Annotated in this window: 17 protein-coding genes; 6 read left to right on the top strand and 11 right to left on the bottom strand. The window is 72.0% G+C overall.

Going from position 1 to position 14646, the window contains the following annotated elements; all coding sequences use genetic code 11:
* Position 1: 1 nt before the first annotated feature.
* The 3 genes from ACWEQL_RS10745 to ACWEQL_RS10735 are packed head-to-tail and all read right to left on the bottom strand — an operon-like array spanning position 2 to position 1235.
* Positions 2-199 (bottom strand): DUF397 domain-containing protein, encoded by a 198-nt coding sequence (locus ACWEQL_RS10745; protein WP_452149854.1) that lies wholly within the window; start codon positions 197-199, stop codon positions 2-4.
* Positions 199-408 (bottom strand): DUF397 domain-containing protein, encoded by a 210-nt coding sequence (locus tag ACWEQL_RS10740; RefSeq protein WP_452149853.1) that lies wholly within the window; start codon positions 406-408, stop codon positions 199-201. Before ACWEQL_RS10740 ends, ACWEQL_RS10745 begins: the two co-directional genes overlap by 1 nt.
* Positions 405-1235, bottom strand: a complete 831-nt coding sequence (locus ACWEQL_RS10735) for a helix-turn-helix domain-containing protein (protein ID WP_452149852.1) — start codon at positions 1233-1235, stop codon at positions 405-407. The genes ACWEQL_RS10740 and ACWEQL_RS10735 overlap by 4 nt, the downstream gene beginning before the upstream one ends.
* A 114-nt stretch (positions 1236-1349) precedes the next feature.
* Between ACWEQL_RS10735 and ACWEQL_RS10730 the strand changes: the two genes are divergently transcribed.
* From ACWEQL_RS10730 to ACWEQL_RS10720, 3 genes are all read left to right on the top strand, one after another.
* Complete coding sequence (locus ACWEQL_RS10730) at positions 1350-1571, top strand: hypothetical protein (RefSeq protein ID WP_452149851.1); 222 nt, start codon at positions 1350-1352, stop codon at positions 1569-1571.
* Positions 1571-1852, top strand: a complete 282-nt coding sequence (locus ACWEQL_RS10725; protein WP_452149850.1) for a hypothetical protein — start codon at positions 1571-1573, stop codon at positions 1850-1852. The genes ACWEQL_RS10730 and ACWEQL_RS10725 overlap by 1 nt, the downstream gene beginning before the upstream one ends.
* A gap of 97 nt (positions 1853-1949) precedes the next feature.
* Complete coding sequence (locus ACWEQL_RS10720) at positions 1950-2366, top strand: NUDIX domain-containing protein (RefSeq protein ID WP_452149849.1); 417 nt, start codon at positions 1950-1952, stop codon at positions 2364-2366.
* Positions 2367-2443: 77 nt separating this feature from the next.
* Here ACWEQL_RS10720 and ACWEQL_RS10715 read toward each other — a convergent pair whose 3' ends face one another.
* Together ACWEQL_RS10715 and ACWEQL_RS10710 are read right to left on the bottom strand one after the other, a co-directional pair.
* Complete coding sequence (locus ACWEQL_RS10715; protein ID WP_452149848.1) at positions 2444-2950, bottom strand: peptidylprolyl isomerase; 507 nt, start codon at positions 2948-2950, stop codon at positions 2444-2446.
* Positions 2951-3146: 196 nt separating this feature from the next.
* Positions 3147-3344 carry a hypothetical protein gene (locus ACWEQL_RS10710; protein ID WP_452149847.1) on the bottom strand — a complete coding sequence of 66 codons (198 nt, stop codon included), beginning with the start codon at positions 3342-3344 and terminating at the stop codon, positions 3147-3149.
* 113 nt (positions 3345-3457) lie between these two features.
* Between ACWEQL_RS10710 and ACWEQL_RS10705 the strand changes: the two genes are divergently transcribed.
* On the top strand, positions 3458-3853 hold the full coding sequence (locus ACWEQL_RS10705; protein ID WP_452149846.1) for a helix-turn-helix domain-containing protein: 396 nt from the start codon (positions 3458-3460) through the stop codon (positions 3851-3853).
* A 178-nt stretch (positions 3854-4031) separates the two neighbouring features.
* Here the strand turns inward: ACWEQL_RS10705 and ACWEQL_RS10700 are convergent, their stop codons facing one another.
* Complete coding sequence (locus ACWEQL_RS10700) at positions 4032-4862, bottom strand: hypothetical protein (RefSeq protein WP_452149845.1); 831 nt, start codon at positions 4860-4862, stop codon at positions 4032-4034.
* Positions 4855-5367, bottom strand: coding sequence for a SigE family RNA polymerase sigma factor (locus tag ACWEQL_RS10695; RefSeq protein WP_452149844.1), 513 nt, complete (start codon positions 5365-5367; stop codon positions 4855-4857). The genes ACWEQL_RS10700 and ACWEQL_RS10695 overlap by 8 nt, the downstream gene beginning before the upstream one ends.
* A 252-nt stretch (positions 5368-5619) precedes the next feature.
* On the opposite strand from ACWEQL_RS10695, the gene ACWEQL_RS10690 reads away from it, so the two are divergent.
* The gene (locus ACWEQL_RS10690) at positions 5620-6399 is read left to right on the top strand and encodes a hypothetical protein (protein ID WP_452149843.1); all 780 of its coding nucleotides are present in this window, start codon (positions 5620-5622) and stop codon (positions 6397-6399) included.
* A 106-nt stretch (positions 6400-6505) separates the two neighbouring features.
* Here ACWEQL_RS10690 and ACWEQL_RS10685 read toward each other — a convergent pair whose 3' ends face one another.
* The gene (locus ACWEQL_RS10685; protein WP_452149874.1) at positions 6506-8086 is read right to left on the bottom strand and encodes a chitinase; all 1581 of its coding nucleotides are present in this window, start codon (positions 8084-8086) and stop codon (positions 6506-6508) included.
* Between the two features lie 340 nt (positions 8087-8426).
* On the opposite strand from ACWEQL_RS10685, the gene ACWEQL_RS10680 reads away from it, so the two are divergent.
* Positions 8427-11684 (top strand): S41 family peptidase, encoded by a 3258-nt coding sequence (locus tag ACWEQL_RS10680; protein ID WP_452149842.1) that lies wholly within the window; start codon positions 8427-8429, stop codon positions 11682-11684.
* A gap of 80 nt (positions 11685-11764) precedes the next feature.
* On the opposite strand, the gene ACWEQL_RS10675 is transcribed toward ACWEQL_RS10680, so the two are convergent.
* The 3 genes from ACWEQL_RS10675 to ACWEQL_RS10665 form a co-directional block, all read right to left on the bottom strand.
* Positions 11765-12031 carry a hypothetical protein gene (locus tag ACWEQL_RS10675; RefSeq protein WP_452149841.1) on the bottom strand — a complete coding sequence of 89 codons (267 nt, stop codon included), beginning with the start codon at positions 12029-12031 and terminating at the stop codon, positions 11765-11767.
* Positions 12032-12138: 107 nt separating this feature from the next.
* Positions 12139-12345 (bottom strand): hypothetical protein, encoded by a 207-nt coding sequence (locus ACWEQL_RS10670; RefSeq protein ID WP_452149840.1) that lies wholly within the window; start codon positions 12343-12345, stop codon positions 12139-12141.
* Positions 12346-12492: 147 nt separating this feature from the next.
* Complete coding sequence (locus ACWEQL_RS10665) at positions 12493-14550, bottom strand: phosphocholine-specific phospholipase C (protein WP_452149839.1); 2058 nt, start codon at positions 14548-14550, stop codon at positions 12493-12495.
* Positions 14551-14646: the final 96 nt, after the last annotated feature.

Here is a 14646-nt window from a genome sequence, read left to right as displayed (position 1 = left end):
GTTACGCGGCCCCGAACTCCCCGGCGCGAACTGCGGAGACGAAGGCGGACCAGGCCGAGGCGGAGAAGATCAGCGCCGGGCCGTGCGGATCCTTGGAGTCACGGACGGGCATGACCCCTACGTAGCCATCAGCGACCTCAACACACCCGCTGGACCCGCCGCTGTACGAGCTCTTCCGCCACGCGGCATCGGCCAACATCAGCTGAACTCTCCTGCACGGACTGCGGAGACGAACGCCGCCCAGGCCGAGGAGGAGAAGATCAGCGCAGGCCCGCCCGGATCCTTGGAATCGCGAACCGGCACGATGGCGGGGAAGCCATCGGCGACCTCGACACACTGGCCGCCCTCAGTGCTGTAGGAGCTCTTCGTCCAGCGCGCGCGGGACAGGTCACGGCCAGGGAGATTCATGTTGCAAGTTCCTTCCGAGCTGCGCGGATCATCGCCAGGGACTCGGCCTGCGTAGGCGCGTCAACCTGCATCCGATCGTAGCGTCTGCCCCACATCGCAACAGTCTCTTTGTCACGCTCAAGGAATCCACGCAGCAGCGTCTCGACGTACCCGACCCGGCTCTGGTCGGGCAGCGTCAGCAACGTGACGGACGATTGGAACAATCGCTGCGAGCCCATGCCGAACGGCAGGATCTGAATGATCACGTTGGACTGCAAAGCCAGCTGCTCCAAGTGGTCCAGCTGCTCCAACATGACCTTTGGACCGCCAAGTTGCCACCGGATCGCACTTTCATCCAGAGCCGCGTAGACGAGCGGTGGGGCTTGACGCTTCAGGAGCTCCTGTCGCATCAACCTGAACTCAAATCGTTCCTCTGCCTGAGCACTGGTGATCTCGCCCCTCTCAAGCGGCCCCGCCAGGTCGGCAAGGGCGTACGCAGGGGTCTGAAAGAGCCCCGGAATGATGCCGATCTCGAAGAGCCTGACCTCAGTGGCCCGCGCCTCGTAGCCCGCATACTCCGGGAAGCCTGGGAACAGAGCCGTGTGCTTGTACTGCCACCACATCAGCATCAGCGTCCCGCCGGTCTCCAAGACCTCGTCCGCGCGGCGGGAAAACTTTTCGCTCGGCTCCCGTCGAGCAAGTTCGGCGAACGAGACGTACGAGGGATCGAACCCGCACTTCTTCGCCAGTTGCGCCTGGGTCAGCCCAGCTGCCTCGCGTGACCTGCGAAGCTGCACGCCGAAGGGTGCCCACGGACCAGAGGTTGGATCAATTTCCTTACGGTTCAAGGCAGTCCCCCAATGTGAATCACACCGGAATCAGGTTCAGATCCGCTTCCGATGGTAGCTCCCACTCCTTCAACATGGACACAGTCCGTGAAATTCCGAGTGCGGAGCGTTCGCATGCCCGATTCTCCTCCCCCACCCCTCCCCGATGACCCGCCGGCCGACATCCCCGGGTACGGGGTGCGGTTCGACCCGGTCGGGCGGCGGTACCTGATCCGCAACGAGCTCACGGGGGTGTGGCTGCGCGACGGCTCCGGTGAACTCGTCGCGTTCACCTCGTTCATCCGGGCCGATTCCGCCTGGCGAAGCCACCAGCCGCGCGGGACGGCGGTGTCCTGATGCCCTCGATCCTCACCCGTGCCACCGCCGAGTACCGGCGGGCCGCCGCCGAGGCGTTCGACGACCTGCTCGCGGTCCTCGCCCTCGCGGGGGTGCGGTTGCCGTCGGCCGCCGTCGACTGGCGGGCCGGGCGCCTCACCGGCGCGTTCCTCATCGAACTCGGTGCCGCCCGGCCCGAGGTGATCGCCCGGATCGTCGACCTCCTCCGCAAGGGCCTGCGCTACGAGCGCGAACGCGACCTGAACCGCAACCGGGAGCGCGACGACGCCACCCGTGTCTGAACTCACCACCGCCGTGCGGCTGTTCTGGTGGCTGCTGTTCGCGGCGCTGGTGGTCACCGTCTTCCTCCGCGGCAAATCTCCTGATTAGGAACGCACGTTGAACGAACCCACCCACCGCCTCGGCTGCCTCGTCCTGCTGCGCAACCAGCACGGGGAACTCCTCCTCACCACCCCGCCCGGCCTCAGCGGGCTGCGGCTGCCCGGCGGCACGGCCGAACCCGGCGAGCCGCCCCACGAGGCGGCCGCCCGCCACCTGTACGCCCTCACGGGGCTGCCGATCCGGCCGAACCGGGTCCTGGCCGTCGACTGGAGCCAGAGCGGCCGGCTGACCCTGGTCCTCGACGGCGGCGCGATCACCACGGCCACGGCCACCCCGCCGGGTACCCGTCTGGTCCGCCCGGCGGACCTCCCCAACGCGATGAGCCCCGCCCAGGCGTCCCGGACCCTGGAGGCCCTCGCCGGCGGCCAGGGGGTCCCGCTGCTCCTGCACGGCCAGCGCGCGGCCTGGCAGTAAGCGGGGACGGCAAAGGGCCCCGGTCCCGGAACATCAGCCGTTCCGGGACCGGGGCCCCTGGCCCCACCGTACGTGGATTACTTCACGATGCCGCTCTCGGCGATGGTGACCTTGGCCTTGGTGCGTCCGCTCTGGCTGCCCAGGCCCTCGATCTTCTTGACCAGGTCCTGGCCCTCGACGACCTCGCCGAAGACGACGTGCTTGCCGTCCAGCCAGTCGGTGACGATGGTGGTGACGAAGAACTGCGAGCCGTTGGTGTTCTTGCCGGCGTTCGCCATGCTCAGCAGGTACGGGCGGTCGTGCTTCAGCTTGAAGTTCTCGTCCTCGAACTTCGCGCCGTAGATGCTCTTGCCGCCGGTGCCGTCACCACGGGTGAAGTCGCCGCCCTGGAGCATGAAGCTCGGGATGACGCGGTGGAAGGACGAGCCCGCGTAGCCGAAGCCGTGCACACCGGTGGCCAGCTCACGGAAGTTCGTGGCGGTCTTCGGGACCGTCTCGTCGAAGAGCTTGAAGACGATCCGGCCAGCCGGCTCGTCGTTGATGGTGATGTCGAAGTAGACGTTCGCGTTCTTGTTCTCGCTCATAGCGCTGTTCCCTGTTTCCGTCGATCCGACGGTGACCGTCGTCACCGTCGGAAGCCTGTTCGTCGCCCAGGGGTAACCCCGGCGCCGGCGCAAGCATATGACGTGCCTGCCTGACAGCCTCGCACCCGCCGCCCGGTTCACAAACTCACCTCACGCCGCTCCATGGCGACCGGCGGCCAGGATCCGCAGGTGCCTCTCAGGCACCTGGGCGGTGACGCTCTGCACGGGTGAAGGCAAGGAACTCGTCCAGTTCCTCCTCCGACTCGAAAGTGTCGGCCGCCAGGTCGTCCGGCGAGAGGATCGGTCGGGTGTTCTTCGCCGCCAACAGCTCCTCGACCGACAGGCTCGTGCGGGGCCGCCGAGAGTACGCGAAGGTGGCATCGGACGTACTCACGGTGACCTCCACCGGTGCTGAACACGGACTGTCGGAGCCAGCTTACGAGGCTCCCCCGGACCTCGGCCCCGGGCTGAAAGAATCACTCCACCCCGGAGCAAGGAGGTGCAAGCGTGAACCACTCCCGGTGGAGGATGCGCCGGACCAGAAGGCTCCTGGGCGAGTCCGTCGAGGAGTCCCCGGCGTACGTCGAGGCCGGCCATGCCTTCGCGCTCGGGCAGGCCGTGTACGACCGCCGTACCGAGCTCGGGCTGTCGCAGGCCGAGCTGGCACGGCGGGCGGGAATGACGCAGCCGCAGATCTCCACCATCGAGGGCGGCGACTCCGTGCCCACGCTGCCCCTGCTCACCCGTCTGGCCAAGGCCCTCGACGCCGCGCTGACCATCGACCTGGACGGCGACGCCTCCTCCTTCGTCCTCACCCCGTACGACGCTCCGCCGTCCGGTGACCGCCTGAACCCGGACGCGCCGGGCGGAGACCCCTCCGCCCGGCGCGTCGCCTCGGAATGAATGTTCACCGGCGAGGACTCTGTCTCTGGTTCACCGCGAATGGAACGGTCAGGAAGCGCAATGGGGTTGAGCACACTCACTGCTGTCGAGCTGAGCCGACACAACTGGCATGAGCTCCGGTGTGGCTGCGGCGGAACGACAGATCACGTCCCTGAGCTTGTCGTTGTACCTCCAGTGATCATCGCTGTGGCTGCGTCTTCTGGTTGTAGATCTCCTTGCCGTCGGCGTTGAAGGCGTGGACGTAGGGGGCCGCGGCGAAGGGGCTCCCGTCGGGGGCGGTGGAGATGGCCGCCGCGTGGACGAACGCGCCGCCCGCCATGACGGCCGGGTACTGCGTGGGGTCGTCGCCGTAGCTGATGGTGACCTTGGCGACCTCGGGTGTGTAGTGCCCGGCGCCCAGCGAGAGGCGCTGCCCCGCACCGGCCGGCGAGCTGAAGCTGTCGAAGAACTCGATCAGGTGACCGGTGCCCCACAGGCGGTCGTTGATGAACGTCGCGGGGACGGACCTGCTGGTGCCCTTGTTGCCCTTCGACTCGCACTGCACGTACTGCTCGGCGGAGTTGACGGCGATGACCACGCCGTCGGTGTCCGCCGAGGCCACGGGAGCACGGACCGCGATCACCGCGTGGTACTTCGACGCCTCGGAGCCCAGGCAGGACGTCAGGATCCCGGCGACGGCCTCGGCCTCGATCGGCGTCGTGCTCGTGCTCGTGACGGTGAAAGCGCCCGGGGAAGGGCGGGGGGAAGCCGGCACGGGGGAGGCGTCCGTGGTGGCTGCTCCCGGCTGTGGTCCTGGTGAGTGTTGCGGTCCCGGTGAGTCCGGCACGAACGGGAGAGCCAGGCACAGGGCCGCCGCGGCGCAGGCCGCGGTCGCGCCCAGGGCGTGCCGGCGGTGGCGGCGCCGGTCGGCGCGTCTGCGGATCTCCGCAGCGGGCAGGGTCGGCGCGGGCATCTGCGTGCCGAGCTGCCGCAGCCTGTCGCCGAGGGTGTCGTGGACGGGGTCAGACACGGAGCTTTCCTTCCTCGCTGGTCGGGGTCCGGTCGGTGAGTCCGGCCGCGAGCGCGGCCCGGCCGCGGGCGAGGCGACTCTTGACCGCGCTGACGCTGGCGCCGGTCTCGGCCGCGACCTGCTCGACGGAGAGGTCGCACATGTGGTGCAGGACCAGGGCGCTCCGCTGTGCCTCGGGCAGGTCGCGGAGCGCGGTGACCAGCATCAGGTGCTCCTCGGTGGGCGGCTCGACGGTGGGCGGTTCCTGGCGGTGGTGGCGTCCGGCCAGGTGCAGGCCCCGGGCCAGACGTCGCCAGCGGGAGAGTGCCAGCCGCCGGGCCGTGGTCCGGATCCATGCCTCCGGGGCGTTGCCCGGGTCGAAGGTGCGCCTTCGGTCCCACGCGCGGATGAACGCCTCCTGGACCACGTCCTGTGCTTCGGACCAGTTGCCGGTCATCGCGTAGAGCTGCCCTGTCAGGCGGGAGAAGGACGCCGCGTAGAACGCGTCGAACTCCTGTGGCGTCATCAAGGCCTCTCTTCCGGGGCTGTCCGTCGGCTCGCGGCGCAGGCGGCTCGCGAGGAGGCACTCCTCGGCCGCGGCGGTGGAGCCGTGCGTCCTGGGCGGAGCCTCCCGCCCTGTACGCACGCGCACCGCCCCGGGGTTGCAGCCGCGGCCTATGACCTGGATCACGTGCGCGGGGCGCGACCTGCCGGGCGGCGGGAGGCGTACAGGGGCGCAGGCGTCAACCGGACGCCCGGCAGGAAAGGACACGGATTCATGCGTATCCGCCCGATCATGCTCACCGCCGCCACCGTCGCAGCCATCGCGACCGCGGGGGGAATGGCCACCGCCGCGACCGGCGCCTCCACGCCCACCCCCACGGCCCACGCCGCGCCCGCCGCTGCGCCCGCCGCCCCGGCGCCCACCGCCGGCTCGGCCGGCGCCTCGGTGGTCCCCGGCAGCGGCCCGTCCGTCACCCGTCCGACTGCCACCCCGGGCGCTTTCACCGTGACCAGCACGAGCACGACGCCGATCGACGCCAAGGCCGTCGCCCGGATCCTGACCTCCTGCCTGGGCTCCGAGGCGTCGCAGTACCACGCGGTGATCGCGGTCCGTACTCCCGTGGCCTCGGCGGACACCGACGGCGTGGTCGTCGCCGTCAACTCCGCCGAGCAGTACGTGCAGTGCGAGTCGAAGGGCAACAAGGGCACCAGCAGGTCCGTCCCCGCGACGTTCATCAACGACCGCCTGTGGGGCACCGGTCACCTGATCGAGTTCTTCGACAGCTTCAGCACGCCGGCCGGTGCGGGGCAGCACCTCTCACTGGGCGCCGGGCACTACACACCCGACGTCGCCAAGGTCACCATCAGCTACGGCGACGACCCCACGCAGTACCCGGCCGTCATGGCGGGCGGCGCGTTCGTCCACACCGCGGCCATCTCCACCGGCCACGACGGGAACTCCCGCCCCCCGGCCCCCTACGTCCACGCCTTCAACGCGGACGGCAAGGAGATCTACAACCAGAAGACGCAGCCCAACGTCAAGGGCGCCCGCTAGTAGGCGCCACCGAGGAAGCGGCCCGGGTCCACTGACCGGGTCGGCCCGGAACACGTCGGGACGCCGCGCGGGCGCCCCGACGTGTTCCGGTGTCCGGTCCTTACCGTCAGCCGAAGTACTTGTCGTAGTTCTTGGAGAACTCGCGGCCGCCGTACTGGTCCCAGTTGATGGACCAGGTCATCAGGCCGCGGAGGGTGGGCTGGGCACCGGCCTTGGGGGTGTAGGTGCCGCAGTTGGTGAGCTTGGTGAGGCAGTCGAGGGCCTTGTTGACCTCGGTGCTGGAGACCCAGCCGTTGCCGGCCTGGGTGGTGGCGGGCATGCCGATGGCCACCTTGGTGGCGGGCAGGGCGGGGAAGACGTTGTTGGTGTTGCCGGCGACCGGGAAGCCCTTGAGGAGCATGTCGGTCATGGCGACGTGGAAGTCGGCGCCGCCCATCGAGTGGTACTGGTTGTCCAGGCCCATGATGGAGCCGGAGTTGTAGTCCTGGACGTGCAGCAGGGTGAGGTCGTTGCGCAGCGCGTGGATGACCGGGAGGTAGGCGCCGGCGCGCGGGTCCTGGCCGCCCCAGGGGCCGGATCCGTAGTACTGGTAGCCGAGCTGGACGAAGAAGGTCTCCGGCGCCATGGTCAGGACGAAGTTCGGGCCGTACTTGGCCTTCAGGGTCTTGATGGCGGAGATCAGGTTGACGATGACCGGGCTGGTCGGGTTCTTGAAGTCGGTGTCGCCGGTCTGCAGGGACAGCGAGTGGCCCTCGAAGTCGATGTCGAGGCCGTCGAGGCCCCACTTGTCGATGATGGCGGAGACCGAGCTCACGAAGGTGTCGCGGGCGGCGGTGGTGGTGAGCTGGACCTGGCCGTTCTGGCCGCCGATGGAGATCAGGACCTTCTTGCCCTGGGCGCGCTTGGCGGCGATGGCGGCCTTGAAGTCGGCGTCGGACTCGACGGTCGGGCACTCGGTGACCGGGCAGCGGTTGAACCGGATGTCGCCGGAGGTGACCGAGGTGGGCTCGCCGAAGGAGAGATTGATGAAGTCCCAGGAGTCGGGGATGTCGGCGACCCGGGTGTAGCCGGCGCCGTTGGCGAAGCTGGCGTGCAGGTAGCCGACCAGGGCGTGCGGGCCGCCGGGCGGGGTGGTGGGCGTCGAGGTGCTGGTCGCCGTCGCGGTGGCCGTGGCGGTCGCGGTGGCCGTAGCGGTCGCGGTCGCGGTGGCCGTGGCCGTGGTGGTGGCGGTCGGCGTGGGGCTGGGCGCGCCGGGGCCGTCGAGCGAGACGTCGTCGGCGTAGTAGGTGCCCTGGCCGTACCAGCCGTGGGTGTAGACGGTGGCGCTGGTCTGGTTGGCGCCGGTGGTGAAGCTGACGCTGAGCTTCTGGTAGGCGCCGCCGGTGCCGGGGGTCCAGGTGCTGGTGCCGCCGTCGACGCCGAGGTAGACGTACGAGCCCTTGAGGTACGCGCTGAGCGTGTACGTGGTGTTGGGGGCGACCTGGACGGTCTGGACGCACTTGGCGGTGTCGCTCGCGGAGGCGGCCGCGGCGAGGGCGTAACTGCCGGTGCGGGCCTGGCCGGTGACGACGCTGCCGGTGTTGCCGGTGCAGCTGAACGGGCCGAGGTTGCCGCTCTCGAAGCCGCCGTTGACCAGGAACTCGCCGGCCGAGGCGGGCGCGGCGAGGCCGAGGGTCAGGCCGACCATGGTGGCGGCGGCGACCACGGAGGCGGTGCCGGCGGCGACCAGCCGGCCGCCGGGGCGGCGGTGGGACGTGGGGGCGACGGGTGCTGTTCTGCGCATGCGGGGACTCCTGCGGGGCGCGGTGTGTGGGGGACGTCCGCGGTCCGTCCGGGGTGCCGGGATGTGCGGTGGGGGCCCGTGCCGGTGGGGTCTTCGGCCCGGGCAGCCGTACGAGTTGGACTAGACCTAGGACTAGACCACTGAAGTGGATACGACCGTGCGCTGTCAATGGTCCAGACCGGTACTCCGGCCGTGCGGAGCCGCTCCGGTTGCCGACCGTGACGACCCGTCGAACGATGGGAGGGTGACGGCGCCCGGCTACCTCCGATACCCCCACCTGCGCGGTGGCCTGCTGGCCTTCACCGCCGAGGACGACGTCTGGGTCGCCCCGCTGGAGACCGGCCGGGACGCCGACACCGGCCGCGCCTGGCGGGTCAGCTGCGACCGCACCCGGGTCAGCCACCCCCGGCTCTCCCCCGACGGCCGCACCCTCGCCTGGACGAGCTGGCAGACGCTCGCCCCCGAGGTGTGGACGGCCCCGGTGGACGGCGGCGAGGCGGCCCGGCTCAGCCACTTCGGCAGCCAGGACACCCGGGTCCGCGGCTGGCTGCCGGACGGCGAGGTGCTGGCCGTGACCTCGTTCCACGAGCCCTTCGGCCACTACACCTGGGCGCACGCGCTGCCCCCGGACGGCTCACCGCCCCGCCGGATGCCCTGGGGCCCGGTGGGTGACGCGCAGATGAGCCGCGCCCACACCGTGCTGCTGACCGGCGCCGCCCCGCACGAACCGGCCGCCTGGAAGCGCTACCGGGGCGGCGCCACCGGCCGCCTCTGGGTGGACGGCGAGCGGATCCTGCCCGACCACCGCGGCCACCTCGCCTCCCCGATGCCGGTGGGCGGGCCGCTGGGCGAGCGGATCGCGTTCCTCTCCGACCACGAGGGCATCGGCAACCTCTACTCCTGCCGCCCGGACGGCGGCGACCTGCGCCGCCACACCGACCACGCCTCCTACTACGCCCGGGAGGCCGCCACCGACGGCGTCCGGATCGTCTACCAGCACGCCGGCGACCTCTGGCTGCTGGAGAACCTCGGCGAGCCCGCCCCGCGCCGGCTGCGGGTGCCGCTCGGCGGCGCCCGGGCCGGCCGCCGGGCGTACCAGGTCAGCGCCGCCTCGCACGTCAAGGACCTCGCCTGCGACCAGACCGGCCGGGCCGGGGTGATCACCGTCCGCGGCAGCCAGTACTGGCTGACCCACCGCGAGGGCCCGGCCCGGGCGCTCGCCGACACCCCGGGCGTACGGACCAGGCTGCCGGTGATGCTCGGGCACACCGGCGAGGCGGCCTGGGTGACCGACGCCGAGGGCGAGGACGCGATCGAGGTGGTCCCGCTGCCGGGGCACGAGCCGGCCGGGCGCCCCGGGAGCTCCGGGCGCTCCGGGAGGCACCGCCCCCGGCTGCTGGCCCCGGGCCGGATCGGCCGGGTGCTGGAGCTGACCGCCTCCCCGGACGGCGCGCACCTGGCCGTCGCCACCTCGGACGGGCGGCTGCTGCTGGTCGCCGGCGAGGACGGCGAGGTCCGCGAGGTGGCGGCCTCCGGCTTCGGCCCGGTCTCGGCGGCCCGCTTCTCCCCCGACTCGCACTGGGTGGCCTGGTCGCAGCCGGTGGCGGGCCGCTCGCTGCGCCGGATCCGGCTCACCCGGGCGGACGGGACGGCCCCGATCACCGAGGTCACCGACGGCCGCTTCGAGGACGAGCAGCCGGTGTTCACCCGGGACGGCCGCTACCTGGCGTTCCTGTCCTGGCGCGGCTTCGACCCGGTGCACGACGTGCACACCGGCGACCTGTCCTTCCCGCTCGGCTGCCGCCCGTACCTGGTGCCGCTCACCACGGACACGCCCTCGCCGTTCGGCGCGCCCGCCGAGGACCGCCCGTCGCGCGGCGACGGCGGCGGGGACGGCACCGTCCGGGTCGACCCGCAGGGCATCGGCGACCGGATGGTGCAGTTCCCGGTGATCGCCTCCAAGTACTCGGCGACCGACGCCGTGCGCGGCGGGCTGGTCTGGCTGCGCTGGCCGATCAGCGGCACCCTCGGCCAGACCTTCACCGGCCCGGAGGAGACCTCGGGGCGGCCCTCGCTGGAGTACTTCGACCTGGCCCGGGGCACCCGCAGCACCCTGGTCGACAAGCTGGACGGCTACGCGGTCTCCGGCGACGGTGGCTCGATCGCCGTGTACTCGGCGGGCAGCCTGCGGATCGTCCCGGTCACCGCCCCCTCCGCCGGCACCACCGTGGACCTGCGCCGGATCACCCACACCGTGCGGCCGGGCGACGAGTGGCGCCAGGCGTACCACGAGGCGGCCCGGATCGTCCGCGACCAGTTCTGGGACGAGGCCATGTCCGGGCTGGACTGGCCCGCCCTGGTCGAGCAGTACGCGCCGCTGCTGGAGCGCGTCGCCGGGCCCGACGACTTCGCCGACCTGCTGCGCGAGCTGCTGGGCGAGCTCGGCACCTCGCACGCCTACGTCACCCCCTCCCGGCGCGGCGAGGGCCCGGCGCTGCTCCAGCAGCCGCTCGGCCTGCTCGGCGCGGGCGCCCACCGCTCCCCGGACGGCCGCTGGCTGGTCGACCGGGTGCTGCCCGGCGAGTCCTCCGACCCGCGGGCCCGGGCGCCACTGGCCACCCACGGGGTGCGCGACGGCGACGAGCTGCTGGAGGTCGGCGGCCGCCCGGTCGACCCGGTGCTCGGACCGCTGCCGCTGCTGGCCGGCACCGGCGGCACCAGCGTCGAACTGACCCTGCGCCCGGGCGACGCCGGCCCGGACGACGCCCCGCGCCGGATCACGGTCACCCCGCTGACCGACGAACGGCCCATCCGCTACCAGGACTGGGTGGCCAAACGCCGGTCACTGGTACGGGAGTTCAGCGACGGCCGGTGCGGCTACCTGCACATCCCGGACCTCGGCGGCTCCGGCTGGGCGCAGTTCAACCGGGACCTGCGCCGGGAGCTCGACAAGCCCGCCCTGGTGCTCGACGTGCGCGGCAACGCCGGCGGCAACGTCTCGGAACTCGTCCTGGAGAAGCTCACCCGACGCGTCCTCGCCTGGGACTTCAGCCGTGGCCGGCAGCCGGTGCGCTGGCCGCGCAACGCCCCGCGCGGCCCGGTGGTCGCGCTCGCCGACGAGGCCACCAGCTCCGACGGGGACGTCATCATCACCGCGATCAAGCTGCTCGGCCTCGGCCCGGTGATCGGCAACCGCACCTGGGGCGGGGTGGTCGGGATGACCGGCCGGCACACCCTCGGCGACGGCACCCAGATCTCGGTGCCCAAGAACGCCTCCTGGTTCACCGGCGGGCTCGGCTGGTCGGTGGAGAACCACGGCGTGGAGCCGGACGTGCACGTGCTGCGCACCCCGCTGGACTGGGCCCGCGGGAAGCACCCCGAGCTGATCACCGCCGTACGGCTGGCGCTGGAACTGCTGGAGGACATCCCGGCCGCCGTGCCCCCGCCGGAGGACACCCCGCGGCCCGACCTGCGCCGGCCGCCGCTGCCGCCGCGGGAGTGAAACGAGCACGGGAGCGGACGGGCGCGGGGCATGCCGGAGGGGCGCGCCCGCCCACGGGCGCGCCCCGGCTCACAGGGCGCTCAGTCCCAGGGGTCGCCCTCGGCCGTCATGTCCTCGCGGGCACGCTCCTCGGCCTGCCGCTCGGTGAGTTCGGTCTCCTGCTGGAACTCCCGGGCCTTCGTCGCCTCGTCGTCGAACGCGTCGGCGGCCTCGTCATGGGCGATCGCGGCACGCTGGGCGGCGTCGGTCATCGCCGGGGTGTCCTGCTCGTGGCTCCCGCCGACCGAGGATCTGGCGTCCCCGGCGGCCTCGTGCGTCTTGTGGCGGAACCTGTCGAAGATGCCCATCACTCCTCCTCGGGACGGGTACCGGGCCGTGCCCCCACTCTCACACCGGGTGCGCGCGGGCGCATCCGCAGACGGGGGCCGCCCGGCAGCCGTTCAGAAGGGACGGGTCACCAGGGGCCCTCGGTCTCGTCGGGCCGGTTCCGCAGTTCCCGGCCGGTCTCCTCCGGGCTCTCCGCCGCCCTGCCCGCCACCGTCGCCCGGCCCGCCCGCTCGGGCGCCGCGTCCGTGGCCCGCTCCGACCGGTGGCCGAGGGCGGACCTCGCGTGCTGGGCGAGCTCGTGCGCCTTCTCCTGGAACCTGTCCTTGAGGCCCATGGCCCCTCCTCGGGATCACCGCTCCCGGAATCGCCCGGGGATCGCCCGGGATCGCGGTGAACGCCGGGCTTCCGACCACCCTGACACCCTTCCCCCGCACCCGCACCCGCACCGCGGCACCCGGCGGCCGGGCCCGCCGCCCCGGGTTCAGCCGCTGACGCTGGCGGCCCCCGTCTCCAGGTGGCCGGTGAACCGCTGCGACCAGGCGGCGTCCGCGTTCACGGTGACCGTGAAGTCGTACCAGCCGTTGGTGTAGGCGACCGCGTTGAAGAAGTCGGTGACCGTGCCCCCGGCCGGGACCTGGTAGGTCCAGGGGCCGTCGGCGCGGTAGTTGTTCGAGGTGACGGTGAAGGTCAGCGGGGTGGTGCCGGTGTTGGCGAGGGCCAGGTAGAGCGCCTGCTTGCCGGTCCCCGGCTCGACGGCGTACGAGGCGGTGACGGCCGCGTACCGGCCGGCCTTGGTGGCGTCGCCCTTGAAGCGGCGCAGGAAGCGGTTGGGGCCGACCACGCTCAGGTCGTACAGGCCGCCGCCGTAGGCGGTGCCGCAGTTGAAGAAGTCGCTCTGGGCGCCGCCGGGGTCGACGGTGTACTGCCACGGCCCGCCGGAGCGGTGGGCGTTGGCGTACGCGGCGAAGTGGGTGGCCGCGGTGCCGCCGTTGGCCATCTTCAGCCACACCTTGATCGCACCGGCCGCGCCGAACTCCAGGCGGTCCAGGGTGGCGTTCGGCTGGTACGGCAGCGCGCGGGCCGGACGGGTGCCGGCCTCCTGGGCGGGCAGCCGGTTGTCGACGGGGGCCGGGTTGGGCAGCGGGCCGCAGGTGGCCATGCCGATCACGCCGGTGGCCGGCAGCGCGGGCAGCCCGTACACCGGGTTGGCGAAGTCGAACAGGCCGGTGAGGTCGCCGCAGACCTTGCGCCGCCAGGCACTGATGTGGGGCGCGGCGGCGGGGCGGCCGATCGCGGCCGTCCACTTCTCCAGGAAGCGCAGCACCGAGGTGTGGTCGAAGATCTCGGAGCTCACCCAGCCGCCGCGACTCCACGGCGAGACGGCGATCATCGGGACGCGGAAGCCGAGGCCGATGTTGGTGCCGTTGTAGAACTCGCCGGGGGTGCCGGCCGGCGCGGCGGGCGGCGGGACGTGGTCGAAGAAGCCGTCGTTCTCGTCGTAGTTGAGGAGGAGGATGGCCGAATTGTAGACGTCCGGGTCGGCGTTGAGGGCGTCGATGACGTTGTGGACGAAGTGCGCACCGTCCGCGGGCGTGGCGTACGGGTGCTCGGAGACCTCCTGGTTGGGGACGATCCAGGAGACCTGCGGGAGGGTGCCGGCCAGCACGTCGGCCTTGATCGCGGCCACGATGTCGTCCGGGGTGCGGCCGGTCACCCGGGGCACCGAGCCCATGCCCTTGACGGCCAGCGGGCTGCCCGCCGGGGCGGAGGTGAACTGCGAGAAGTAGCCCAGGGCGTTGTCACCGTAGTTGTCGGCGGCGTTCTGGTAGACCTTCCAGCTCACGCCGGCGGCCTCCAGCGCCTCGGCGTAGGTCTGCCAGCGCAGGCCCTTCTCGTCGCCGCCGTCGTACGCCGGGCCGCCCGCGGCGCCGGCCGGGTCGATCTGGCCGCTCCAGTGGTAGGTGCGGTTGGGGCCGGTGGCGCTGAGCACCGAGCAGAAGTAGGCGTCGCAGACGGTCCAGTTGTCGGCGAGCGCGTAGTGGAAGGGGATGTCGTCGCGGGTGAGGAAGCCCAGGGTGCGGACGTTGCCCTTGGCGAGGACCCAGGAGTCCAGCCTGCCGCCGTTCCACGCGGTGTGCTGGTCGCCCCAGCCGTGCGCGAGGTCGCCGTTGCACTGGGCCAGGCGCTTCGGGTCGGCGCCGCCGGCGGGCTTGGTGAGGCTGAACTGCCAGGGGTACTGGCGGCCGAGCCCGTTGGGCTGGTTGAAGACGCTGTGGCCGCCGGCGATCTGGATGGCGCTGCGGTCGGCGAAGCCGCGCACCCCGCGCAGCGTGCCGAAGTAGTGGTCGAAGCTGCGGTTCTCCTGCATCAGCACCACGATGTGCCGCGCGTCGGCGAGGGTGCCGGTCCGCGACGGCGCCGCCGAGGGGACGGCGCCCGGCACCGGACCGGCCGCGGCGGCGCCCGTACCGGCCACGGCCGCACCCGCGGCCGCCGCTCCCGACAGGGCCATGAACTTCCTACGACTCAGCTCCGCCATCGGACCCGTCCGTCCCTTCCGCCCGCGATGTTGTGTACACAAGTCGCACCGTCATCGATCGCGCTGAATCCTCCACCGGGCCCCGACTCCCCTGCC

Source organism: Kitasatospora sp. NPDC004240 (assembly GCF_053603215.1).
This window is presented reverse-complemented; position numbering and strand designations above follow the sequence as displayed.